Source organism: Fischerella sp. PCC 9605 (assembly GCF_000517105.1).
In the GTDB taxonomy this organism is placed as follows: Bacteria; Cyanobacteriota; Cyanobacteriia; order Cyanobacteriales; family Nostocaceae; genus PCC9605.
The window spans coordinates 322,581-345,687 of record NZ_KI912151.1; the positions used below are offsets into that span (position 1 = coordinate 322,581).

A 23,107-nucleotide genomic window follows, 5' to 3' on the forward strand; every position below is an offset into this window, starting at 1 on the left:
TTAAGTAACGTAGTTGGTCATAGCGCTGACTGTCCACGTTTAGCCACAATATCCCAGTTGACTTTCATGTAGCCCTGTTCAATATGGGTAAAGTGCTTCCTTAATTGCTGATGGGCATCAGGCAGGGCGTGAAATGGAATTGATGGGTATAAATGGTGTTCGGCATGAAATGGCATATTCCACATTAAAAATCGCACAGGCCAGAGTGTCAAGGTTGTGCGTGTATTCGTGAGCAGATTAGCATCAAGAGAGCAACCTGTGTGTTCTGCCAGCAGAATAAAACGCAAAATCGGTTGACCGACTAAGAGCGGCAGGAGCCAATAGAGTAAAAACCAAGGCTGACCTACAATTATGGAGAGAGCGATCGCAGCTGCATAAACAGTTAATTGCCATCGCGTAGATCGAATGACTTCGGCTCGTGCTGTTTCTGGTATAAATGGGCAATCGTCAAGTTGACCAAGTGCAGCACGAAAATGCCCCCGTATCTTTCCTTGCCACCAGGGTAAACCACTAATGATCAACAGGTATTTACCCAGATTACTGGGCTGGAGGTCGGTTAATTCCGGATCTTTGCCAGGAACACGAGTGTAGAGGTGGTGCCACTTGTGATAGTGACGATAGAATGTGCTGTTGTAAAAAGAAAGCACGCCTGCACACCAAGCCACAGCATCATTTAAGCGATTGTTAGCGAAAGGGGTTCTGTGAACGCCTTCGTGCATCGGTGCAAACATCGAAGCTATACTAAAGCCATAAATAATCAGTGCTGGTATTGCCAGCAACCAATTACCAAAATTCGTCGCCCACAGGTAGCCACTGCATCCCATCACAGTTAGATGTCCAGCCAGTTGTATCAGCCCTTGACCGTTAGAGCGATCGCTCAAAACACTTAATTCTTTTACACTGAGAATCTGGCGGGCGTTTTGCTGCTTCTGGGCTTTATTATCCAAGAATTCAGATTGAGTAATTGCATCGCTAGACATAATTCAAACTCCACATTATATATAGATGAGCGTAGTTGAACTTACAATACAATCTTAATTAAATACCTATAGAACCAATATTTGATTTTTGAAAAGATACGTAGGGGAGGCAAAAAGGGGTGTGGATTTTCCTCCCCCTTTATTGCCGTTGCGTTACGCCAAAGGCTAACGCACCTTTCTAAGTTTTTGGTAAGTTACGCTACGCGATAACTACGTGTACTTAGATTTTTCAATAATCAAACCAGATTCCTATAGTCGCTGCTGCATGATTAGGCGTGCATGTTCGTAATCTCGCTCAACTAAATAAGAAAAATGGTAGTAAGAGGCGATAAAAAAGTTACAACCATATTTTTGATAGTGGTCAGCGATCGCTGTTTTCGTGGAAGCGTTTGTGATTTTGGTGAAAGCAATTGCTATTTTCGTGGAAGCATTTGTGATTTTGGTGAAAGCAATTGCTATTTTCGCGGAAGCGTTTTTGATTTTGGTGAAAGCAATTGCTATTTTCGCGGAAGCATTTGTGATTTTTGTGAAAGCAATTGCTATTTTCGTGAAAGCGTTTTTTATTTTTGTGAGAGCTTTACTCCAGTTATTATGTCAGTTCCCTTATTAGCAATCATCATGGTTGCTGCCGCCGTATTTGCGGTTATTGGAAGCGGAAACACGGAAGAGTCAATTATGCGTAGGTTAGACGTGCTACGCACCTTGAGTTCTGTGTTCACCACGGAATCCTCATCAGCTCCCATCCTGCAAGTTCCGCAATAGTGGTGTGTTGTATCGGCGTTTTCTCTGATGTAGGTTTCCAAATCTTGACCTGGTTGTGGAGCGATTTGCTTTTCACGCCATTGGCTCAAGCCTGGTTGATTGCCAATACAGATGCTTAACTCAAGCGCCTTTTTACACTTCTCCATATCTCCAGGTGCCGTCAGGTATCTTGGGTCAACGAGGGGAGCGTCCTCAGGATTGCTTGAGCGCAAGGTAATAGTTCCCATACTTTTCAGGTGCATTATGTTTGGCCACAACCAAAAAGAATGCTTTGGACCTAAGAAACCTTTCAGTGTTCCAACACCTACAGAGGATTCTATGTCGATAACTGAACTACTGTTTTCTGTAGAATCGAAGATAACTGCTGGTGCTAGACCGTAGGAATAGAAAGGCACATCTTGACTGGGGAATATAGAAAATCCGGCACTGACAAAAAGGTCATCGTAAAAATTTTTCCCGACTTCCGGAACATTCGCAACTACAGAAATACCAAGTTTTTTTAATTCGTTTTCGTCGCCGACACCTGAAAGCATCAAGATTTTTGGAGTTGCGATCGCACCTGCACTTAGAATAACTTCATTCTGTACATAAGCAAGCTGTTTTTTACGGTCTTTGATATATTCAACACCAACTGCTACTGAATCCTCAAATAAGATTCGGGTTACAAAAGCCTGACTTAGCACGGTTATATTCTGATATCCATCTGGTCGGAAAGTGCTGTACGTGGTTTCTCGAGTAAGATTGGGTGAGTTAGTCACGTTAAATTGAAATCTAGCGTATCCATATTGACTCTCACTGGTATTGTAGTCAGGATTATAAGGCAAGCCATATTGGGAGGCGGCATTAAACAAGTCATTGATGAACTGATCTGCTTCTGGTGTCATCACTTTCATGGTCTGCTCTACCTGCTGAAAGTGTGGCAAAACATCATTCCATGACCAACCCGGCGCTACCTTTCCCCACGCATCAAAGTCAGAGATGCTACCCCGCACGTAGACCATCGCATTATGCAGCGCACACCCTCCTAAAACTTTTGCTTGCGCTAGCTGAATAACACGATTGTTTAAGTTTGGTTGAGGTACTGACTGATATCCCCACTCAATTTCAGGACAATTCTGCAAAACTTCAAACCAGTCGCTTGGTGTCCACATCTGTGGGTTATCTGGAGCCTTTCCAGCTTCGATCGTGAGAATACTTATAGCTGAGTCACGAGCGGCAAGTTTTGAGGCAACTATGCTTCCCGCCGATCCCGCACCAACAACAATATAGTCATAATAAACTCTTTTTTCCATCTCGCATAACTCCTTCACACCTAATGCTTATAGATAACTGAAGTTTTGACTGTTTGCAGGCGATCGCCTTTTTCAATCTCTGCGGATGTTTAAAACAAAATTAACTCTGTACCTTATAACCACGTACTTATATCTTAAGAGGTACATACGCTACGCTAAGCATAGCCACCATAAAAGACGGAAGTCTTGAGGAAAAATGCTATGGCTACTACTTTATCTGTACCAAGTTCTATCGAATCCTTGTTAGGTCAAGAAGCAGAAGACCTGCTGACATATAAAGCCAAAGTTTCTAAAGATTTACTACACCTACCAGGCCCCGACTTTGTAGATCGAGTCTGGGTAAACAGCGATCGCCATCCCCAAGTTTTGCGTAATCTCCAGCTACTTTATTCCACAGGCAGACTTGCCAACACTGGTTATCTTTCCATTCTGCCAGTAGACCAAGGGATTGAACATTCTGCGGGTGCATCTTTCGCGCCTAATCCCATGTACTTTGACCCAGAAAATATTGTTAAGTTGGCGATCGCCGCAGGTTGTAATGCTGTTGCGACAACTTTAGGAGTATTGGGATCAGTTTCACGCAAATATGCCCACAAAATCCCCTTCATTGTCAAACTTAACCATAACGAACTCCTGACTTATCCCAATCAATTTGACCAAATTATGTTCGCCTCCGTCGAACAAGCTTGGAATTTAGGCGCTGTAGCAGTAGGTGCGACAATTTATTTTGGTTCAGAACAATCTGCTAGACAAATTCAGGAAGTCAGCCAAGCATTTAAACGCGCCCATGAACTGGGAATGGTGACAATCCTGTGGTGCTACCTGCGTAACAGTGCTTTCAAGCAAGATAAAGATTATCACATTGCCGCTGACCTCACGGGGCAAGCGAATCATCTGGGCGTGACAATTGAAGCTGACATTATTAAACAAAAGTTACCAGAAAATAACAATGGCTATGAAGCAGTAGCCAAAGCAGCTAATAAGAGTTACGGCAAAACAGATAAACGAGTTTATTCAGATTTAACAACAGATCATCCAATTGATCTAACTCGTTACCAAGTGCTGAATTGTTACTGCGGACGTGCAGGATTGATTAATTCTGGTGGTGCATCTGGTAAAAATGACTTTGCAGAAGCAGTTCGCACCGCAGTTATTAACAAACGCGCTGGCGGTACAGGATTAATTTCCGGACGCAAAACCTTCCAGCGTCCTTTTGAAGAAGGCGTGAAATTATTTCAAGCTATTCAAGATGTTTATCTGTCAAAAGATGTAACTATTGCTTAGACTGGATTTTTGAGGAGGGTTAAACCCTCCTTAATTTCAGCTAGATATCAAATGCCGGGATACCTTTATTCATGCGGTTTCTCATGCTGTGGCTGGACGGGGAAAATGGCTAAGGATCGTGTAGAAATTAGAAGGAAGAAGTACTTCAAACTCAGTTCACAAATCGCTCAGTTGGATAATGCACAATTGCATTCTCTGTTTGACAATAGTGAGTCGAATGAGTCTAGCACGGGTTGGGGGAGAAATCACACCATCATCCTTGGGGAATCCAAAATCTTTGTGAAACGTGTTCCGGTTACAAACATCGAATTTGACAACCAGTTCTCCACCAAAAACCTCTATGACCTACCGACTTACTGTAATTACGGCTTCGGTTCTACTGGTTTTGGAGTCTTCCGGGAACTCGTGACCCATATCAAAACAACCAACTGGGTATTGGACGGGGCGATCGCCACCTTCCCACTGATGTACCATTATCGAATTATTCCGTTCTCCGGGCGGCGTGCGGATGTGGATAGGTCACATCTAAAAAGTTATGTAGAATACTGGGGCAATAGTGAGAACGCCGGGAAGTATGTGTTAGATAGAGCGATCGCCAACTATGAGTTGGTTCTATTTCTAGAGTATATACCGCATGTTCTGGAAACATGGCTGCGAGAAAACCCCAACAAACTTCAGAAACACCTGGATGACTTGCGCACGACGATTACCTTTTTGAGGACTCAGGGAATCATCCACTTCGACGCACATTTTCGCAACGTCCTCACCGACGGCGAGAAAGTATATTTGACCGATTTTGGTTTGGCACTTGACAAGAGTTTTGCGTTGACTTCAGATGAAGAGTCTTTCTTCGAGCAGAACACATTTTACGACTACGGAGAAGTCCTGCGAAATTTTGGACACCTTATTCGATTGCCGTATGATTTATGTTCGGAGAACGATAAACGCATGATAATGGAAAAATATGGCATCAAAGAAGGCTTAAAACCTTATGAACTGCGGTCTATATTACTCGACAACATCGAGCAGATCCATGCTGATGGGGTGATGAAGTTAGATGAGTTCTATGTTGGCAGCATCGTCAAATACCGCAGCATTATTGCGCTGATGCAAGGCTTCTTTGCTGATATGTGGGAAAATAACGACAAGGACACAAAATTTCCTCATGCAGAACTACGACGGCTGCTCAAAGAGACGGGGTTTCTTCCTGATACTGGAACCCACGGCAGACATTAGTGAGAAGTTAAGGTAATAGCACTTTTTAGGTGAAATCGGATGAGGGGTGATATCCCCTAATTCATGAAATCATGACAAGACGTCAAATTCTCGATCGGGATTCTGAGATATTCTGGAATAGTTGAGAACTTTATCGCAAGAAATCTTGTATTTCAATCGCTAATAGGGATTTGGCTCCCTTAGCTGAATGTATTTTACACCTATTTACGGATAATTTTAGTGACAATGAAGCTGGCAGGACGAGTAAGTCAAGTAACGCCCTCTATGACCTTAGCCATCGCAGCGAAAGCAAAGGCAATGAAGGGCGAAGGAATAGATATTTGTAGTTTCAGTGCTGGCGAACCAGACTTTGATACTCCAGCGCACATCAAAGCTGCTGCACAAAAAGCATTGGATGAAGGCAAAACTAAGTATGGTGCTGCTGCTGGTGAACCAAAGTTAAGAGAAGCGATCGCCAAGAAATTAAAAACCGAAAATGGTCTAGATTATAAAGCCGAAAATGTTATTGTCACCAATGGTGGTAAACATTCCCTGTTTAACTTAATGCTGGCAGCGATCGAACCTGGTGACGAGGTAATTATCCCTGCTCCCTATTGGTTAAGTTATCCGGAAATGGTAACGCTCGCTGGTGGTATTTCCGTAATTGTTCCTACAACTGCATCCACAGGGTATAAAATCACACCTGAGCAATTGCGACAGTCAATCACTCCCAAAAGCAAATTATTTATCCTCAACTCACCGTCTAACCCTACGGGTATGGTGTACACGCCAGAGGAAATTAAAGCCCTAGCAGAAATTATAGTTGAAGCAGATATCTTTGTCGTCTCCGATGAAATTTACGAAAAGATTCTCTACGACGGTGCAAAGCACCTCACCATTGGTTCGCTGGGAGACGAAATATTTGCCCGCACTATTATCAGCAACGGTTTTGCCAAAGCTTACTCAATGACAGGATGGCGGATTGGTTATTTGGCAGGGCCAGTTGACGCGATCAAAGCCACAACTACCATCCAAAGTCATAGTACCTCAAATATATGCACCTTTGCCCAATATGGGGCGATCGCAGCTTTGGAAGATTCCCAAGACTGTGTAGAACAAATGCGTCAAGCTTTCGCCAAACGCCGCCAGGTAATGCTGGAAAGACTCAACGCCATACCCGGATTGAGTTGTCCCAAACCAGACGGCGCATTTTATCTATTTCCTGATATCAGCAAAACTGGACTAAAATCTTTAGATTTTAGTGATGCTTTGCTAGAAGAACAGCAAGTGGCAGTAATTCCCGGTATTGCTTTTGGTGCTGATGACAACATTCGCCTTTCCTACGCTACCGATATGGCAACGATTGAAAAGGGAATGGATCGGTTAGAGAAGTTTGTCAAGTCCCGGATTTAGTCTTTACTTTGTGTCTTAGTGTCTTGGTGGTTTAAACACAAAGACGCTAAGACACCAAGTGCGATCGCCAGATGAATTACTGACGCGGCTATTTACTGGGATTAGCTTGTTTGTTGAGGAATTTTGGGGTGTTATCAGGTTCTAGGAATCTCACTGCTCGTAAAACAGGTTTAATGATGTTTTTAACTGGCTGAGGGAATGTTCTTTTAACAAATCGAAAAATTGGACTACGTTTAATTTGTGCAGAATGAACCTTTTTCGGTTCATGCTCAGGAATTTCTGCTTGGGGAGATTGGTCTGTGATTGGTGAAGACAGCACTCTCACAGGTTGGCCTTTAATCGCCACATAAGTTTTGCGATCGCTGTAGTAGTTGTTTGGCATTACCGGGATATGGCACTCATAAAATGAGGTAAAACCAACACTAGCAATTAAATTGCAGAGGGAAGGCTCGGTCATCCAAAAACTACTGACATTATTGATTGAAGCCCATAAATCTCGTTTCTTATCCTCCTCAGTTGCACCTTCGGCATGTTCGCAATAATCTAAGCCCCAGTAGGTTTTACCTTCAAATTCAACACTCTTGTCATCTCTGATACTGATAAAAGTATCAAACAGAACCAATCTGTCACAAACTTTGTAGATGTTCTTAACAAACTCAAACACATCAGGCGGTTGGAGATGGTAGAGGATTCCCGAGCAAATTACCACGTCAAACGAACCGTATTTCTCTTTGCTCAGATTGCGTACGTCATCTTGATGAAAATGAAGATTATTGAGATTGAGGTGATGTTTGACAAACCGAGCTTTTTCAAGGTTTGCTTCACGGATTTCGATACCTACTACCTCAGCACCGTGCTGGGCAAACTCAATACCATAATGACCTTCGAGGCAGGCAAGATCGAGTACGCGCAGCTGATCCAGCGATTTGCCAACTAAGTCTGAGGTGATCTGAACTAGACGGCGAAGCCGATAATCAACTTGAGGAGGCATCAAGGTGTATTTATCGTTACCAAGGTAAATGGACATAGCAGTCCATTCACCATAGCGCTCCACAACCCGATCTATTGAAACTGATTCATTTAAGTTGGATTCAGACATTTGCACCCTCTTTCAAGGTTTTTATGGGGCATTCTCGACAATATAGAGTTGAAGCTTTGATTTTTACAAGTTTTTTCTTTTGTCAACCAATATTTTAACAGTAGTGTATAAACTGTATAAATGATGTTTTTTGCTGTATTGACATGTGCGGGCAAAAAATCTGCAATTTTTTACCCGTACCGCACCCACGTATAGCGATCGCAATAGTTTTTGTTTGCATCAGTGCGTGTATGGCGTAGCGATCGCTGTCCTGAGAAATACTTTGATTGCAAGATTGCACAATTAATATTGCTTAGCGATCGCTGCCAAAATATCGTGGTAATCAGTACGATGCACAATCCATCAACCTCCAGGTAAATCCTGGCTATCTAAGAAGTAAAAAGTAAAAAGTAAAAAGTAAAAAGTAAAAAGATAATCCCCATAAATAAATTTAGGGGAAATAATCACGGACGTATTATTTCTCGCGCTATGCGTCTCGATTGGGAATGTTTTCCCGATCGTTCCATAAATAAATTTAGGGGCTTGTGACCATTGTTCTTTTTCTTTATGAGTGCCTTTTTACTTTTTAATGAGTGCCTTGTTCGGTCACGCGATCGCCAATTGTTAAAGATTCTTGCTGTGAAACCTTCCCTGCGGCTTTAATCAAATCAGCTGCCTTTTCGCCAATCATGATTGTGGGTGCATTCGTATTTACCGTAGTGATGGTTGGCATAATTGATGCATCTACGACTCGCAACCCATCAACACCATATACCCTCAGTTGGGAATCTACAATCGCCATTTCGTCAGTACCCATCTTACAAGTGCCCACAGGGTGATAACACGTATCGCAGGTTTGCCGAATGTAAGCTTGGATTGCTTCGTCACCAGTTACATCAGCACCGGGGGCAACTTCCTCACCCAGGAATTCATCAAACACCCTTGAATAAGCTAGCTGGCGAGAAATTTTCACCCCTTCCACCAGCACTTGCATGTCAGACTGACTCTGGAGATAATTCATCCGGATCGTCGGCGGATCGTTGGGCGAAGCAGAACGCAGGCTGACACTGCCGCGACTTTGGGGTTTGGTTTGAGTTGCTACAAAAGTAAATCCAGGGCCAGAGCGATCGTATTCTGGCTGCACCCACAACGTCGGACCAAAGTGAAACTGCATATCTGGTACGACGTCTAAATTATTTGCGGTATGCAAAAATAATCCTGCTTCTGCGAGGTTGCTAGTAAGTGCAGGTTGCACATCAATAGTGGCTTGATAACCCACGTGAGCGATCGCGTGATCTTGGAGATTTTGACCGACACCAGGCAAATTAACAACTACAGGAATTCCAAATGCACGCAGATGTTCCGCCGGACCAATCCCGGAGAGCATCAGCAGTTTGGGTGAATCGATTGCTCCTGCACTGAGAATGACTTCCTGATTCACTCTGACTTGGTGGATTGTGCCGTTGTGCATGTACTCTATCCCAACTGCACGTGTTCTTTCAAACAGTAAACGAGTCACCAATGCTCCTGTTTGAGTCGTTAAATTAGGACGGTTCAGAATCGGATGCAGGAACGCAACTGCCGTACTTTGCCGCTTGCCGTCTTTCACGGTCACTTGGTAAAGTCCCGCGCCCTCCTGCTGTGCGCCATTGAAGTCAGGGTTGCGCTCATAGCCTATTGCTACGGCTGCTTCTACAAAGCATTGTGATACCACGCTGGGAGCCAGTGGATCGGTGACACTCAACAGTCCGCCAACACCGTGAAATTCTGATGTGCCACGCTGCTGGTTCTGAGATTTTTTGAAGTATGGCAGGACATCTTGATAACTCCAACCCGGATTGCCTAACTCCTGCCAGCGATCGTAATCGTGATGGTTGCCTCAGATATAGACCATTGCGTTGATCGAACTGCAACCGCCCAAGACTTTGCCGCGCGGACAACAGATTTTGCGGTTATTGAGGTGCGGTTCTGGTTCCGTAAAGTATGCCCAGTCCACTTCGCTGTCCTTTAGGTTCGGGAAACTCAAGGGCATGTGAATCTCTAGTTTAGTATCTGGGCCACCAGCTTCGAGCAACAACACTGTTGTTTTACCATCTTCAGTAAGACGGTTTGCTAACACACAGCCTGCCGAACCTGCACCAATGACAACATAATCGTATTGAGTCATGAGATTCTCCTTGTGTACTTCTAGTATCTGTAGTTGATTAACCTGAGTCAGGAATGAACGGGAATTTATTGGTTTAACGAGCGATCGCTATATACTCCACACGGGCATAAACTGCGCTTTTAACTGTCCTTTAACTGTCATTGTAGGGATTAAAAACATGCGCCCCTTTTCCCTTTTCCCCGCCAAGTTACCAGGCGCGAACTACTAGTCCCTAATCCCTCAATCTCCTCGAATATTGCTGCTAGCTATCCTTAATTTTCCAGATAACTTCACTTTTCCTATCGATGAAGTGTAGTTTTTCTCTTGCTTTTTTAGCTGCACCCATGTAATATCTCTGACTATATCCAAATAAATACTATAACTCGATTGATAAACCGTATTTTATTGGGGTGAATGGAATGAATTCGTGGCAGCGTGTTTTCACAAAATCAAGACAAAATCTTTGGCAAGTCACCAGTAGGGTAAGGGTGAATTCGCTCAAAGGCTTTCTGTCACTGATGTTGGTAGGTGTGAGCTTGAGTGTGGCGCTAGCTTCCTGCGCTGGTGGCAATGGAGGGAACTCTGCTGATAACTCCACAGCTAGTCCTGTTGCAGCAAGTAATAACAAGCAAGATGTTGAAATCACCCTCGTTTCTTTTGCCGTTACTAAAGCTGCTCATGATGCAATCATTCCCAAATTTGCAGAAAAGTGGAAGCAAGAGCATAACCAAAACGTCACTTTCAAGCAAAGCTACGGGGGATCGGGTTCGCAAACTCGTGCAGTTATTGATGGTTTGGAAGCAGATGTAGTTCACTTAGCACTTGCTTCAGACACCCAAAAAATTGAGAAAGCAGGATTAATTGAGCCTGGATGGGAAAAAGAAGTCCCTAACAATGCTGTTGTCTCTAGAAGTGTTGCTGCCATAATAACTCGTCCAGGCAACCCCAAAGGCATCAAGGCTTGGTCAGATTTGGCGAAAGACAATATCAAAGTGATTACCGCCGATCCCAAAACTTCGGGTATTGCTCGTTGGAATTTCTTGGCACTGTGGAATTCAGTAATTAAAACGGGGGGAGGAGAAGATAAAGCCCAAGAATTTGTCACTAAAGTATATGGAAATGTGCCAATCCTAACAAAAGATGCTCGTGAAGCGACTGATGCCTTTGCTAAGCAGGGTCAAGGGGATGCTCTAATCAACTATGAAAATGAAGTGATTCTGGCACAACAAAAGGGCGAGAAAGTTGATTATGCGATCCCTGATGTGAATATCTCCATTGATAACCCAATTGCCGTAGTCGATAAGAACGTAGATCGGCACGGTACTCGCGAAGTGGCAGAAGCTTTTGTTAAATACCTGTATACTCCTGAAGCACAACAGGAATTTGCCAAACTGGGATTTAGACCTCTGGATGAAGCAGTAGCACAAAACAAAGAACTTAAGACCCTTGCTGATAAATATCCCAAAGTGAATAATCTGGGAACCGTTCAAGACTACGGTGGCTGGGCTGATGTTGAAAAGAAATTCTTTGAAGATGGAGCAGTTTTTGACCAAATTCAAACAAAAATCAGACGTTAGGCAAGAGTTAGTAGTTAGTGGTTAGTGGTTAATAGACTTCTTGCAGAAGTAGATAAAAGGGTAAAGGGTAAAGGTTAAAGGGGTGTTTTTCCCCTTCCCCCTTCCCCATCTCCCTCTCCCCCACTCTTCATACCTATGACTGTATCCTCTCCTCCATCACCGCCTCAACAAATTACTCCTAGAAATACTCCAGCCTGGAAGTCATTTTTGCGGCAATTAACTGAACTTCCTTGGACATGGCGAATTACCTTGGGATACCTGACAGTGATGTTGATTATCCCAATTGTTGCCATGTTCCTGAAAGCGACAACTAAATCTCCAGCTGAGTTTTGGCGAATTGCTACTAGCCCGATCGCCTTGTCAGCCTACAATGTAACTTTTACCACGTCACTTCTTACTGCCCTGCTCAATGGGGTGTTTGGTACTTTGATTGCCTGGGTTTTGGTTCGCTATGACTTTCCAGGCAAACGATTCATTGACGCCACTGTAGATTTACCATTTGCACTGCCAACGGCAGTAGCAGGTTTAACACTAGCTACAGTTTACAGTGATAATGGCTGGATTGGTTCGCTTTTCGCTCCATTTGGCATCAAGATATCTTTTACTCCTTTAGGTGTAGCAGTGGCGATGATTTTTATCTCGCTGCCTTTTGTAGTGCGGACAGTGCAACCCGTGCTTCAGGAAATGGAAAAGGAAATCGAAGAAGTTGCTTGGTGTTTGGGTGCATCTGAATGGCAAACATTCTGGAAAGTGATTTTACCGCCACTATTTCCAACAATTTTGACGGGTGTAGCCTTGGGTTTCTCCCGTGCGGTTGGGGAGTATGGATCGACGGTGATTATAGCTTCCAATACTCCCTTTAAAGATTTGATTGCACCTGTATTGATTTTCCAACGCTTGGAGCAGTATGACTATTCGGGTGCAACGGTAATTGGCATGGTGTTACTAGTGATTTCCTTGCTGATATTGCTGGGAATTAACTTCTTACAAAATTGGGCAAGAAGATATGACACGAAATGAACAAGCCTCCTTTTCACAACCCCACTTTCATACAACTGAAGCCAATCCAAACAATCAAAAGCGAACCAAGTCAAAGAGTTTCGTTCCTGTAATTTTAATCGGGGTAGCGCTAGGGTATTTAGCATTGATGCTATACATCCCTGCTTTCAATGTTTTCTACCAAGCTTTCAAAAATGGGGCTGGGCCGTTTCTTTCCAACCTGACACAACCAAATTTTATTAGTGCGGCAAAGCTGACAGTATTGCTGGCTGTGATTGCTGTGCCTGCAAATACAGTGTTTGGTTTGTGTGCAGCTTGGGCGATCGCCCGCCATAAATTTCCCGGTCGCACCTTACTATTGAGTATTATTGATCTGCCGTTTTCAATTTCACCCGTCGTTGCTGGTTTAATGATAGTGCTACTTTACGGACGCAATGGATGGTTTGGGGGCTGGTTACAAGATCATGGCATTAAAATTATCTTTGCTTTTCCTGGGATGGTGCTAGCTACAGCGTTTGTCAGTATGCCCTTTGTCGCCCGTGAAGTCATTCCGGTGTTAGAGGAGTTAGGAAGCGATCAGGAAGAAGCAGCGAAAACTCTGGGTGCAAACAACTGGCAGACATTTTGGCGTGTGACTTTGCCAAATATCCGTTGGGGCTTGCTCTACGGTTTGATTTTAACGAATGCCAGAGCAATGGGTGAATTCGGTGCAGTTTCAGTAGTTTCTGGAAACATTGCTGGTAAAACCCAGAGCTTACCTCTATTTGTAGAAGATACTTACAAACAGTATGAAACAGAAGCAGCCTATTCAGCTGCTGTTATATTAGCGCTGCTAGCAGTCGTGACTTTGGTGTTGAAGGGGATCTTAGAACGGAAAACAGGCATCAAATCGAAAGCAGAATAGGAGAATTGAGATTATGGCTTTTCATAACACGCTCACCCATAAACGAATTCGCATCAGAATTCCCAAAAATTATCACCAAGAACCTGTTATTTCTCGCTTAGTTTCTGATTATGGTCTGACTATTAACATTTCTGCTGCCATACTCGGAGCTAATGCCGTTGGTGATGGTTGGTTTGATCTTGATTTACAAGGAAAAAACACACAAATTGATAGTGGTCTAACTTATCTTAAAGACTTGGAACTGGAAATTTGGGAAGATACAAACATTGGTGACTGGTAATTGGTAATTGTTGGTAGTTGATTGTTGATTGTTGGTGGTTCCAAATAACAAACAACACACAACAATCAACAAATATCAATATGTAATTTTTTGGTCTCTTCTATGACTAACTTTAAATCTGCAAAAATTTCCCCAGTCCACACCCGTATTCGAGTACCTCCACATTATCACAGACAACCTGTGATTTCTCGATTAATATCTCGTTATAGCTTAACTGTTAATATCAAAGCGGCATCTCTCACAGAAGGTACTGATCGCTGCGGTTGGTTTGACTTAGAACTTAAAGGAAATCCAGAACAAGTTGTAAATAGCCTCTCCTACTTACAACGAATAGGTGTGGATTTAATGCAAGTGACATTAGCAGGCAGTTTAAACTCCAGTCAATCCTCACAATCTTTCCCAATTTCAAGTGAGAATATTACTCAAAATGAACCAATAGTTTTTACAACCGGATGGGAAACACAAATTTATCCACAAATTTCCAGCAGTCAAACCAATAGGCTGCGCTTGCAACTATGCATCTCGAAAAATCACTATCAGAAACCTGTAATTTCTGAGTTAGTTTCTAGCTATGGGGTAACAGTTAACATTGCTGGTGCGCTGTTAAAACCTGATGTGCAAGATGATGGTTGGTTTGACTTAGAAATATGGGGTAGGCAAGAGCAGCTTTTTTCTAGCTTTAGTTATCTGCAAAATTTTTTTATAAGTTAGTAGGTAGTAGGGACGGGTTTGAATAGATATCTCGTCTTTTGAGCTAAAAAGTTTGATAGCTAAACCCGCCCGTACAGTGGTTAGTGGTTAGTTCTCGTTTGTTTATATCAAGATATCATCACAATTTTATTGCATAAATGAAAATCATAAGTAATCGTAAAAACACAAAAATATTCAAACAATCTCTAGTTACAAAAAATTCAGAAAAAAGCAATATCACTCAAATTCGTCTACGTCTATATATGCCGCAGCGTTACCAACACCAACCAGTAATTTCTCAATTAATTTCAAAGTGTGGTTTAATAGTGAATATTACTGGCGCAATATTGGAAAAACACACAGGTGACGAGGGATGCTTTGATGTAGAAATAAGAGGAACGGTATCACAAATATCCTGTGGTTTGACTTACTTAGAATCCCTAAATTTAAAAATTCTAGGTAAGCCAAATGTTGATGGAGATAGTTGGTATTGTTAGTAATTGGTGGTTGGTTGTTTGAAACAACCACCAAGCATCAACAAATAACAGAATTTAACCACTATCTACTAACCACTAACCACTAACAACCTTATATTTCATAGTGCCATATCTGTTCTTCTTTCAGCACAAATCGATGTAAAGGCAGACGGTGAATCAATCCCCGCTCTTCTAAACTCGTGAGCACGCGAGTTATTGTAACGCGAGTTGAATTCAGCATTTCTGCAATATCTTGATGAGTGAGACGTAAATCAATTAAATGCCCAGTTTCTACTTCACGACCAAATCTTTTGGCTAACCAACTCAATAGTTTAATTAACATAATTTCCACTGTTTTGTAGCTGCGAATTACCATCAATTCTTCTGACTGTTGAACGTGCGCTAACAATACTTCTGTCAGTGGATACGATTTTTCTATAGGGAAAATTGTAGCCTCTACTTTAGTTAAGCATTCAATTTCATAAGGTTCGATTTTCGATAAAGCTCTGCCAACGATATCTCCTGGCCCCCATACTCCCAAAGTAACAAGTGTACCGTCTTCATGCCATGTCACGTTCCGCACCACTCCTTTTTCAATTTTCCAAAGAACATCTTGCGGAAGTGGAATAAAGGAGCGATGCTTAAAATGTCGAGTAATAGTTTTATCAGAATAATTGATTACAGACAAAGATGCGGATACCACGGGTTAACTCCACTTTATCGATAAAATAACCGTAGTTTTAAGATATATCAATTTCAGAGAAATTAAAAATATAATTAAAGGCTCTTGATCGATTCCTATTGAGGATCTGCAAACTGTTCACACTCAGTTGCGATCGCCAGTTTACAGCGATCGCTCTCTAAAACAGATTCCTGAGAACTATCTTTTTGAATTTGGTGCTGGATAAAGTCAGGTAAGGCTGGCGTGAGTAGGGTTGATATCTGGTAGGCACGATGTAATTCAGAAAGGATTTCAGCCTTACCCCCACAAATCAGGCTGCAACAGGGGCATTTGCTAACTTGCCATCTTCCATGTAAACAATGCGATCGGCTATATCTAAAATCCGGTTGTCGTGAGTCACTAAAAGAATCGTACAGCCTTGCTCTTTGGCAAGTTTTTGCATCAGGTTGACTACGTCTCGACCAGATTTACTATCCAAAGCGGCGGTAGGTTCATCCGCAAGGACTATTTTAGGATGACTCACCAGTGCCCGAGCGATCGCCACCCGTTGTTTTTGTCCACCCGATAAGTCATCTGGGTAATAATTGAGGCGATTCTCCAATCCCACCATTTCTAGTATCTCAGCGGCACGGGCGTGCATTTCTTTGGGAGAAAGATTATTGTGTAGTTCTAACCCCATTTTGACGTTTTGTACAGCCGTCAAGCTACCGTGTAGGTTATGTGCTTGGAAAATATAACCATTACTGCGTCGCGCCAGAGTCAGCGCTTTGTCATTTGCACCGCAGAGTTCTCTTCCCAACACTCGCAAACTCCCTTCTTGGGCAGAACGCAATCCACCTACTAAGGTAAGTAATGTAGTCTTGCCAGAGCCAGACGGGCCTGTCATAATCACAATCTCACCAGCGTTTATCTCTAAGTTGATATCAAATAGGGCTTGTTTACGGAGTTGCCCTTTACCGAAGTAATGATTGAGATTTTGGATAGAAATGACCATAATGGTTAGTGGTGGGTAGTTGGTAGTTGGTAGTTGGTAGTTGGTGGTTGGTTGTTCCAAATAACAAACAACAAACAACAAACAACAAATTTAAAACATATCTGCGGGGTCAGCGGCTAAGACTTTGCGAGTTGCGATCGCCCCCGAAATCATACACATAATTACGGTCAGTATCTGTACCTGAAATGCTCGTGCTAGGGTCATATATAGTGGCAAATTAGTGGCACTCCGCGTTAGAGCGTAGAGTCCCATAGATATAGTAAATCCCGGTATAAAACCTAACACTGCCATAATAATTGCTTCTTCAAATACCACACCCAGCAAATAGCGGCTGCGATAGCCCATTGCTCTGAAAGTGGCGTATTCTTTCATATGGGCATTTACATCAGTGGAGAGAACTTGATAAACAATAATCACCCCTACTATGAATCCCATTGATACACCCAGACTGAAGATAAAACCGATCGCGGTGTTGGTTTGCCAGTAATATTCTTCAAATTTAATAAATTCTTCTTTGGTCAGGACTTTGACATCTTTTTCATTGCTGAGATAAGCTTTTAAGGCTGTTGCTACCTGCTCGGGGTCATAGCCTGGTTTGATTTGAATCAATCCTAGATTAATGCTGCTTGCCTCTCGTCTGGGAAATAATCGCAAAAAGTTCTGGTCGCTGGTAATCAAGCTACCATCGGCAATAAAGGAAGCCCCGACTTTAAATAGGCCGCTAACGGTGATTGTGCGGCGTTCGATTTCGGTAGTAACGGTTTTACATTGGTCAATTTGCGCGATCGCTTCTTTGTAGTCTCCCCTAGAACCACGGTCGAATAACACGGTATCCGGTAATTTAATCTCGTTCAATTGGCTGTTAACTTCCGGTAAGTCAAATGCTGGCCGATCGGGGTTAAAGCCGATTACCAAAACCATTGTCTCTTTTCGCGTTTGGGGATTCTTCCAAGAGACGGTGTTGAAGTACATCGGTTCTGCTGATTTTACCCCCGGTACATCCATTGCTTGGAACAGTCGCCGCCGAGTAAAGGTAGACAAATTGGCGAGGTTACGTGCTTGAGGACTCACTAAAACTATGTCTGCCTCTAAGCTGCGATGCAGTCTGGTATTACTGTTATATAAAGCTGTCTGAAACCCTGTTTGCATAAACATCAACATGTCGGCAAAGGCAATGCCTGACAGTGCTACTAAAAAACGACTTTTTTGGCGGTTGAGTTGCAGCCATCCCAAGGGTGTACGCCGCTGTAGTTGCTGAATAAATCCAATCACTGTTCAATCACCGCCTTTACTTGCAAATTGCTGAATTTAGCTGCCTTCTGGCTGGATGCCTCATCTAGTTGCACGTGGACTTCTACAACTCTGGCGTCGATATTGCTGGAGGGATCGCTGTTGATGATATTCTGCCGTTGTACCTGCCAGCCGATTCTTTCTACAGTTCCGTACAATTCACTAGCGATAGAATCACTATCCAACCGCACTTTTTGACCGGGACGCACTTTGTTGACGTCACTTTGGTAAACTTCTACAACTGCATACATCTGACCGGTTTGCCCAATCTCGGCGATGCCGTCATTAGACACCAATTCACCCGGACGGGTATATATTTTGAAAACCTGACCAGCTTGGGGCGATCGCACATAAGCCTGTTGCAAATTCGCGTCTGCTCTTTTCACCGCAGCTGTAGCTTTATTCACTTCAGCTTGGGCTGCTGCTACATCCACCGGACGTACTTCGGCGATGCGATTTAAGGTGGCTTTGCCTTCTTCTATTTGTTTTTCTCCGGTTGTTTGGATACGTTCTAGGTTAGCTTTCGCCTCTGCTAGTTGCTCTTGGCGGGATGCTTGAATGCGTTTGAGGTTAGCTTTTGCCTCTGCTAATTGTTGTTGTGCCGTTTGCAAAGTCAAACGCTTACTGTCTTGTGAGGATGCAGAAATCGCACCTTCTTGATACAGGCTTTGATAGCGTTGGTATTCTGCTTGAGCATTATCTAGCTCTGCTTGCAACTTAGCAATAGTTGCTTTTTGTGCCTCGATTTCCGTATCTTTTTCTGCTTCTAGACGAGCGATGGTTGCTTTTTGGGCTACTATTTCTGTACCTCGTTGTGCTTGGAGGCGGTCAACCTGCGCTGTTTGGGCGGCGATTTCGCCTTGTTTAGCCCCTGCTTTCACTTGCTGAAGATTCGCCTTGGCTACTTGCACGGCTTCTTTGGCTTCTTCTAAAGCAGCAGCCAAGCGATCGCGACTGTCTAAAATCGCCACTACTTGCCCTGCTTTCACCGTATCTCCTTCTTTCACCAGTAACTGTTCGACTCGGCTTCCTTCTGCCGATGCTGGTGCAGATAATTTAATTACTTCTCCCTTTGGCTCTAATCTGCCCAAGGCTGTGACTGTTTTTACTTGTGGCACTTGAACTACTTGTTGCTGTGCCTTATTCAATTCCGCACTCCGCGATTGCTGCACAGTATAAACACTGATTCCACCTACAGCGAAAGCTGCAAGCATGGCGATCGCGATCGATGGACGGAAAATTGATTGTGGGGAAAAAGCACCTTCCGATTTCAAGTGTTGCAGCATAGCATCCCTTTTTGAAAAACTAAACTGTTTAGTTTTATGCTACTACTAAACTAAACCGACTAGTTTAGTTTTGCAAGTACTATAATATAAACAAAACTAAACTGTATAGTTTAGTCATGCTCCTTGTAGTTTTCTTTGCCAAACACGGCACGATATCCTCATCGTGCCCGTGTTTCTCCCTTGGGCATGGCAGAATAATGGAAAAACTTTCCCCTACACCCCCATACCCTTATACTCTTAGTGAAGAAAAATTTGCTGGGTGAAGCATAAAGATAAAAGAAATCAGGAATATAAGTTTTATAGATTTTTCTTGATAGTCCTGGATATTAAAGAAAGAGTGTGAAGTGTGTCAACAATTGGTAGATAGCAGGAAACAGTAAAAATGGTACGTGCAAAAGTAAGTGATATAGACCGTGATAGTTCAGCCGAGAAAGTTGAACAAATTCTTCAAGGAGCGATGCAGGAGTTCTTGGCGCATGGCTTTGCCGGTACAAGCATGGATAGGGTAGCGGCGGCGGCGGGTGTTTCTAAAGCTACTGTCTACAGCCATTTTGCAGATAAAGAAGGATTGTTTAAAGCCTTGGTTGAACGGCTCGCGCGTAAGAAATTTCAGTCTATATTTGGTAGTGAACCTTTGGAAGGAGAACCATCTCAAGTAATCCGCCAGTTAGGAACTAAAGCTTTGGAACTGATGGATACCGACAAAGAACATAGTGCATTTATGCGCGTGCTAATTGGAGAGTCTGGTCGTTTTCCAGAGTTGGCTCAGGTTTGTGTTCGTGCCATGCATAAACCTGTGTTGGAGACTCTCACTCAATATATAGCATCTCATCCAGAACTGAAAATAGCTGATCCAGAGGCAATAGCAAGAATTCTAGTTGGGTCGTTAGTGCATTTCCATATTACTCAGAATGTACTGCATGGTGAAGAGATTGTACCGATGGAGAGCGATCGCATCATTGATGCATTGATGAACATGATTGTGAAATCTGCTCAATAATTAGAGATGGCACGATCTACAGCGTTAATTTGTTTTCTCTTGTAATGGCGCGATCGCATGGGATGATGTCGGCGATCGCACCACTGCAATGCGATATTTACCAAAGCACCACCAACCTGTATTAGATTGACACTCAGGTTATCAAAAGCGTGTCTTCACCTCAAGTTATGACAACTTCAACTGAACTTGGTATTATCAACGCCTTGGTACAAACCTAAATTTTGCCTGAGTTATAACTGGTTCAGGATAGATTCGGCATCATGCACTTCCTCATCTGTACCATTTACTATGACTAGATAGTCACCTCTGAAGACGCACTCACTATAAACCCTAGCTTGTTCTGCTGAAATCCCTGCGTTCACCAAAGCCTCAAGCAAGCCGCCACTGGCTACACCAATACCAAAGCCAGCTAGAGATGCGGTTAGTACGGTTTGAGAACTTCCAATTGCTAATACAGCAGATCCAACTCCAGGCACTGCTATTAGTCCCAACCCTAATAAGCAACCGCATATAGCACCTAGCATACTACCTGTAATCGCTGCATATCCTTTTGGTGGATCTTGGTAGCTAAAAAAATCATTCCTACCAAATTCATCCAAATGATTAATATCCGATTCGTTAACAACAATAGAAATCTGATCTGTGGAGAACCCGGCATTTATCAGTTCATTCAGCATCCCTTCGGCATCTTGGCGGCTAGAAAATACAGCAACAGCATGTCTATTTTGACTTGATACCATTTTTTCCTCCTTTGAAAGCCCACTCATTGCTCACTTTTCAAAAACACAGCACCCAGATTAGTCGCAGCTAGATCCAGTCCTCCATTTCTGTATTCGTTGGAAAGCAGGAATTGGCAACATTCAGTAACGTCGCGGGGGTGCGGGTTACATCAGGGGCAAACAGCATAATGGATTGAATATGCCCTCTAAAATTCAGATTAAGGGTACGACCTGCAAATTTATTCTCACCTTTAATATTGTTAATAAATGTAGGGAAAATCGAAGTACTCTTAGTTCTGATTGAAGTAATGTCTTTACCAACAATCTGAGTCTGTGCAGGTCTAAAATATAGAAATTGAGTTAGCAGCACATTCGTTGAGGAGCATCGAAATTGAACAGCGTGTTGGTATAGAAGCGTACTATCTCTGAAACGATATCGATAACTTCCGGTTTGAAGAGATTGTTAATTTAACTCAACTTTAGTCAATCGATTTTAGGTTGACTCTTAACTAAAGGTATCAATTCCGGTTTTCCTGTAGTGGGATTGCGTACAACTTTGACTAAATGGATAGTTGATTCTTGGCGATCGCCATCTTTTTCAAAAGTAATTGTTCCTGTCGCTCCAGTGGCTTTAAAATTAGGATTAGCCATTACTTGCCGCAGGTTAACACGATTAGGAGAGGGCAGTTTTTCTAAAGCGGTCAGCACAGCACGTGTGGCATCATAAGCTAATGCTGTGTGCCAATTTACAGAATTTCCCCACAATTGTTGAGCTTGTACTGAAAATTCTTGATTGCCAACACCTTGAGAATACCAAAGAATTGCCATAACTGCTCCTACTTCATTGTCAGCAATTCTTCTGATCATTTTGTCAGTGCCTAGGCTATCTCCACCTACTATTAAATATTTAAAATGTTTAGCATATTCAATTACCTGCACAGCCCAATCTGAAGTCAAACCATCTGTAGTGGGAAATCAAATAATCACATCTGCACTTTTTTCTTTAACCTGATTGATTGTAGAGTCCAAATTTTCAGAAAAAGGAATTTCCGCTACAACTTTTCCTCCTACTTCTGCAAATCTATTCTTCATTTCTATTTGCAGAGATTTACTATAATTGCTATTCGGATTAAAAACGAGATAAGTCCAACACTTTGAGAACTTTTGTTTTACCTGCATCATCTATTTCAAAAGTTTTAGCAAAGCCGCCTCTGCCCAATAGTTGAATTACCCGGTAGCGATTTTTTAGTAAAAGATTTGTCCCGCAGTTCCGGCAAACTTTACCATAGATATTCATCGGATCGCTCGGATTAGGACAATGAGGATTGAGACAATAACTCATAAAAACTACGGGATAATTTGTATGAATATTTTTCGGTAAAATATCTGGAATTAGCGTGTAATTTAGCTTCCAATCGTCTTGGCATGGAAATTATGTACTAAATGCATTTCATATAAATTAAATCGATAACATTAATATTTTTATTCGATGATATTAATATATATTATTTAGTAATCAAATAATATTTTTTGATACCTATATATTTTAATGTATAATAAATTTTTAGTGGTTTTAAACTGCATTTACAACTCATTTTTGCTTTGGCGAAAGTCAGGCCTGGCAAACTCCGCTTCAGCGGACTGAATAAAAAAAGAGATTAATGAAACCAGATTTGGTCTCGGTAATAATTTTGACTTATCACTATTTTCTAGGTTTCACACCCGAAGCTATTTTTCACTCTTTGTTTTATGTCCAAATCTGCAATTACAGTTACCGTTAAATTGTTTGCTGCCTATCAAGAGGTTTATGGAGTGCCGGAACTGGTGCTGGAATTTCCTGAACATACACCAGTTGCCGCAGTTCGCGATCGCCTCATCGCCGAACATCCCGAACTGACTCAATGGCGGGATGTGACGCGGTTTGGGGTTAACTTGATATTTGTCGAACCAGATACGATATTGCAAGACGGCGACGAGGTAGTGTTAATTCCCCCTGTTAGTGGTGGGTAATCCAGGGAGATGGGGAGATGGGGAGAACCG

General features: G+C 42.6%; 22 protein-coding genes and 1 pseudogene. 11 read left to right on the plus strand and 12 right to left on the minus strand.

Translation table 11 applies throughout. The features are described 5' to 3' along the window. Positions 1–17: 17 nt before the first annotated feature. The gene (locus FIS9605_RS0126410; protein WP_026735265.1) at positions 18–980 is read right to left on the minus strand and encodes a fatty acid desaturase; all 963 of its coding nucleotides are present in this window, start codon (positions 978–980) and stop codon (positions 18–20) included. Between the two features lie 560 nt (positions 981–1,540). Then, positions 1,541–3,052, minus strand: coding sequence for a GMC family oxidoreductase (locus tag FIS9605_RS0126420; protein ID WP_231510472.1), 1,512 nt, complete (start codon positions 3,050–3,052; stop codon positions 1,541–1,543). A gap of 183 nt (positions 3,053–3,235) precedes the next feature. Here FIS9605_RS0126420 and FIS9605_RS0126425 point away from each other — a divergent pair, with 183 nt between their 5' ends. The 3 genes from FIS9605_RS0126425 to FIS9605_RS0126435 all read left to right on the plus strand — a co-directional run bounded on the left by FIS9605_RS0126425 (position 3,236) and on the right by FIS9605_RS0126435 (position 6,946). Then, positions 3,236–4,318: a class I fructose-bisphosphate aldolase gene (locus tag FIS9605_RS0126425; protein WP_026735268.1), complete on the plus strand. Its 1,083-nt coding sequence runs from the start codon at positions 3,236–3,238 to the stop codon at positions 4,316–4,318. A 105-nt stretch (positions 4,319–4,423) separates the two neighbouring features. Then, positions 4,424–5,554 (plus strand): hypothetical protein, encoded by a 1,131-nt coding sequence (locus FIS9605_RS0126430; RefSeq protein WP_026735269.1) that lies wholly within the window; start codon positions 4,424–4,426, stop codon positions 5,552–5,554. A 225-nt stretch (positions 5,555–5,779) separates the two neighbouring features. Next, positions 5,780–6,946, plus strand: a complete 1,167-nt coding sequence (locus FIS9605_RS0126435; protein WP_026735270.1) for a pyridoxal phosphate-dependent aminotransferase — start codon at positions 5,780–5,782, stop codon at positions 6,944–6,946. 88 nt (positions 6,947–7,034) lie between these two features. On the opposite strand, the gene FIS9605_RS38285 is transcribed toward FIS9605_RS0126435, so the two are convergent. From FIS9605_RS38285 to FIS9605_RS38290, 3 genes and pseudogenes are all read right to left on the minus strand, one after another. Then, positions 7,035–8,045: a class I SAM-dependent methyltransferase gene (locus FIS9605_RS38285; RefSeq protein WP_063748489.1), complete on the minus strand. Its 1,011-nt coding sequence runs from the start codon at positions 8,043–8,045 to the stop codon at positions 7,035–7,037. Between the two features lie 170 nt (positions 8,046–8,215). Then, on the minus strand, positions 8,216–8,383 hold the full coding sequence (locus FIS9605_RS43120; RefSeq protein WP_155960545.1) for a hypothetical protein: 168 nt from the start codon (positions 8,381–8,383) through the stop codon (positions 8,216–8,218). A gap of 227 nt (positions 8,384–8,610) precedes the next feature. Continuing rightward, positions 8,611–10,191 (minus strand): annotated as a pseudogene (locus FIS9605_RS38290) (GMC family oxidoreductase). Between the two features lie 398 nt (positions 10,192–10,589). On the opposite strand from FIS9605_RS38290, the gene FIS9605_RS0126450 reads away from it, so the two are divergent. From FIS9605_RS0126450 to FIS9605_RS0126475, 6 genes are all read left to right on the plus strand, one after another. Further along, entirely contained in the window at positions 10,590–11,747 is a 1,158-nt protein-coding gene (locus FIS9605_RS0126450; RefSeq protein ID WP_026735271.1) for a sulfate ABC transporter substrate-binding protein, read from the plus strand. 135 nt (positions 11,748–11,882) lie between these two features. Continuing rightward, the gene (gene cysT / locus FIS9605_RS0126455) at positions 11,883–12,767 is read left to right on the plus strand and encodes a sulfate ABC transporter permease subunit CysT (RefSeq protein WP_026735272.1); all 885 of its coding nucleotides are present in this window, start codon (positions 11,883–11,885) and stop codon (positions 12,765–12,767) included. Next, positions 12,754–13,650 carry a sulfate ABC transporter permease subunit CysW gene (gene cysW / locus FIS9605_RS0126460; protein WP_026735273.1) on the plus strand — a complete coding sequence of 299 codons (897 nt, stop codon included), beginning with the start codon at positions 12,754–12,756 and terminating at the stop codon, positions 13,648–13,650. Before cysT ends, cysW begins: the two co-directional genes overlap by 14 nt. A gap of 13 nt (positions 13,651–13,663) precedes the next feature. Further along, entirely contained in the window at positions 13,664–13,930 is a 267-nt protein-coding gene (locus FIS9605_RS0126465; RefSeq protein WP_026735274.1) for an NIL domain-containing protein, read from the plus strand. Between the two features lie 102 nt (positions 13,931–14,032). Continuing rightward, entirely contained in the window at positions 14,033–14,641 is a 609-nt protein-coding gene (locus FIS9605_RS0126470) for an NIL domain-containing protein (protein ID WP_026735275.1), read from the plus strand. Positions 14,642–14,778: 137 nt separating this feature from the next. After that, a complete protein-coding gene (locus FIS9605_RS0126475) occupies positions 14,779–15,117 on the plus strand; it encodes an NIL domain-containing protein (protein WP_051470151.1) in 339 nt (112 codons plus the stop codon). Between the two features lie 91 nt (positions 15,118–15,208). On the opposite strand, the gene FIS9605_RS0126480 is transcribed toward FIS9605_RS0126475, so the two are convergent. The 4 genes from FIS9605_RS0126480 to FIS9605_RS0126495 form a co-directional block, all read right to left on the minus strand. After that, positions 15,209–15,799, minus strand: a complete 591-nt coding sequence (locus tag FIS9605_RS0126480) for a Crp/Fnr family transcriptional regulator (RefSeq protein WP_035140257.1) — start codon at positions 15,797–15,799, stop codon at positions 15,209–15,211. 289 nt (positions 15,800–16,088) lie between these two features. Beyond that, a complete protein-coding gene (locus tag FIS9605_RS0126485) occupies positions 16,089–16,772 on the minus strand; it encodes a DevA family ABC transporter ATP-binding protein (RefSeq protein WP_026735278.1) in 684 nt (227 codons plus the stop codon). A 90-nt stretch (positions 16,773–16,862) separates the two neighbouring features. After that, on the minus strand, positions 16,863–18,044 hold the full coding sequence (gene devC, locus FIS9605_RS0126490) for an ABC transporter permease DevC (RefSeq protein WP_026735279.1): 1,182 nt from the start codon (positions 18,042–18,044) through the stop codon (positions 16,863–16,865). Beyond that, on the minus strand, positions 18,041–19,348 hold the full coding sequence (locus tag FIS9605_RS0126495; RefSeq protein ID WP_026735280.1) for an ABC exporter membrane fusion protein: 1,308 nt from the start codon (positions 19,346–19,348) through the stop codon (positions 18,041–18,043). The genes devC and FIS9605_RS0126495 overlap by 4 nt, the downstream gene beginning before the upstream one ends. Before the next feature lie 382 nt (positions 19,349–19,730). Here FIS9605_RS0126495 and FIS9605_RS0126500 point away from each other — a divergent pair, with 382 nt between their 5' ends. Continuing rightward, a complete protein-coding gene (locus FIS9605_RS0126500) occupies positions 19,731–20,348 on the plus strand; it encodes a TetR/AcrR family transcriptional regulator (protein WP_026735281.1) in 618 nt (205 codons plus the stop codon). 230 nt (positions 20,349–20,578) lie between these two features. Here FIS9605_RS0126500 and FIS9605_RS38295 read toward each other — a convergent pair whose 3' ends face one another. The 3 genes from FIS9605_RS38295 to FIS9605_RS43125 form a co-directional block, all read right to left on the minus strand. Then, positions 20,579–21,088 (minus strand): hypothetical protein, encoded by a 510-nt coding sequence (locus tag FIS9605_RS38295; protein ID WP_035140376.1) that lies wholly within the window; start codon positions 21,086–21,088, stop codon positions 20,579–20,581. Positions 21,089–21,550: 462 nt separating this feature from the next. Beyond that, positions 21,551–21,934: an ABC transporter substrate-binding protein gene (locus FIS9605_RS0126510; RefSeq protein ID WP_197036150.1), complete on the minus strand. Its 384-nt coding sequence runs from the start codon at positions 21,932–21,934 to the stop codon at positions 21,551–21,553. A gap of 262 nt (positions 21,935–22,196) precedes the next feature. Continuing rightward, on the minus strand, positions 22,197–22,409 hold the full coding sequence (locus FIS9605_RS43125) for a 4-Cys prefix domain-containing protein (RefSeq protein ID WP_155960546.1): 213 nt from the start codon (positions 22,407–22,409) through the stop codon (positions 22,197–22,199). Positions 22,410–22,816: 407 nt separating this feature from the next. On the opposite strand from FIS9605_RS43125, the gene FIS9605_RS0126520 reads away from it, so the two are divergent. Then, positions 22,817–23,077 carry a MoaD/ThiS family protein gene (locus tag FIS9605_RS0126520; protein ID WP_026735284.1) on the plus strand — a complete coding sequence of 87 codons (261 nt, stop codon included), beginning with the start codon at positions 22,817–22,819 and terminating at the stop codon, positions 23,075–23,077. Positions 23,078–23,107: the final 30 nt, after the last annotated feature.

Coding starts and splice junctions, on each gene's coding strand:
- FIS9605_RS0126410 (WP_026735265.1), bottom strand. CDS start 980: ATGTCTAGCGATGCAATTACTCAATCTGAATTCTTGGATAATAAAGCC.
- FIS9605_RS0126425 (WP_026735268.1), top strand. CDS start 3,236: ATGGCTACTACTTTATCTGTACCAAGTTCTATCGAATCCTTGTTAGGT.
- FIS9605_RS0126430 (WP_026735269.1), top strand. CDS start 4,424: ATGGCTAAGGATCGTGTAGAAATTAGAAGGAAGAAGTACTTCAAACTC.
- FIS9605_RS0126435 (WP_026735270.1), top strand. CDS start 5,780: ATGAAGCTGGCAGGACGAGTAAGTCAAGTAACGCCCTCTATGACCTTA.
- FIS9605_RS38285 (WP_063748489.1), bottom strand. CDS start 8,045: ATGTCTGAATCCAACTTAAATGAATCAGTTTCAATAGATCGGGTTGTG.
- FIS9605_RS0126450 (WP_026735271.1), top strand. CDS start 10,590: ATGAATTCGTGGCAGCGTGTTTTCACAAAATCAAGACAAAATCTTTGG.
- cysT (WP_026735272.1), top strand. CDS start 11,883: ATGACTGTATCCTCTCCTCCATCACCGCCTCAACAAATTACTCCTAGA.
- cysW (WP_026735273.1), top strand. CDS start 12,754: ATGACACGAAATGAACAAGCCTCCTTTTCACAACCCCACTTTCATACA.
- FIS9605_RS0126465 (WP_026735274.1), top strand. CDS start 13,664: ATGGCTTTTCATAACACGCTCACCCATAAACGAATTCGCATCAGAATT.
- FIS9605_RS0126470 (WP_026735275.1), top strand. CDS start 14,033: ATGACTAACTTTAAATCTGCAAAAATTTCCCCAGTCCACACCCGTATT.
- FIS9605_RS0126475 (WP_051470151.1), top strand. CDS start 14,779: ATGAAAATCATAAGTAATCGTAAAAACACAAAAATATTCAAACAATCT.
- FIS9605_RS0126485 (WP_026735278.1), bottom strand. CDS start 16,772: ATGGTCATTTCTATCCAAAATCTCAATCATTACTTCGGTAAAGGGCAA.
- FIS9605_RS0126495 (WP_026735280.1), bottom strand. CDS start 19,348: ATGCTGCAACACTTGAAATCGGAAGGTGCTTTTTCCCCACAATCAATT.
- FIS9605_RS0126500 (WP_026735281.1), top strand. CDS start 19,731: ATGGTACGTGCAAAAGTAAGTGATATAGACCGTGATAGTTCAGCCGAG.
- FIS9605_RS38295 (WP_035140376.1), bottom strand. CDS start 21,088: ATGGTATCAAGTCAAAATAGACATGCTGTTGCTGTATTTTCTAGCCGC.
- FIS9605_RS0126510 (WP_197036150.1), bottom strand. CDS start 21,934: ATGATCAGAAGAATTGCTGACAATGAAGTAGGAGCAGTTATGGCAATT.
- FIS9605_RS43125 (WP_155960546.1), bottom strand. CDS start 22,409: ATGAGTTATTGTCTCAATCCTCATTGTCCTAATCCGAGCGATCCGATG.
- FIS9605_RS0126520 (WP_026735284.1), top strand. CDS start 22,817: ATGTCCAAATCTGCAATTACAGTTACCGTTAAATTGTTTGCTGCCTAT.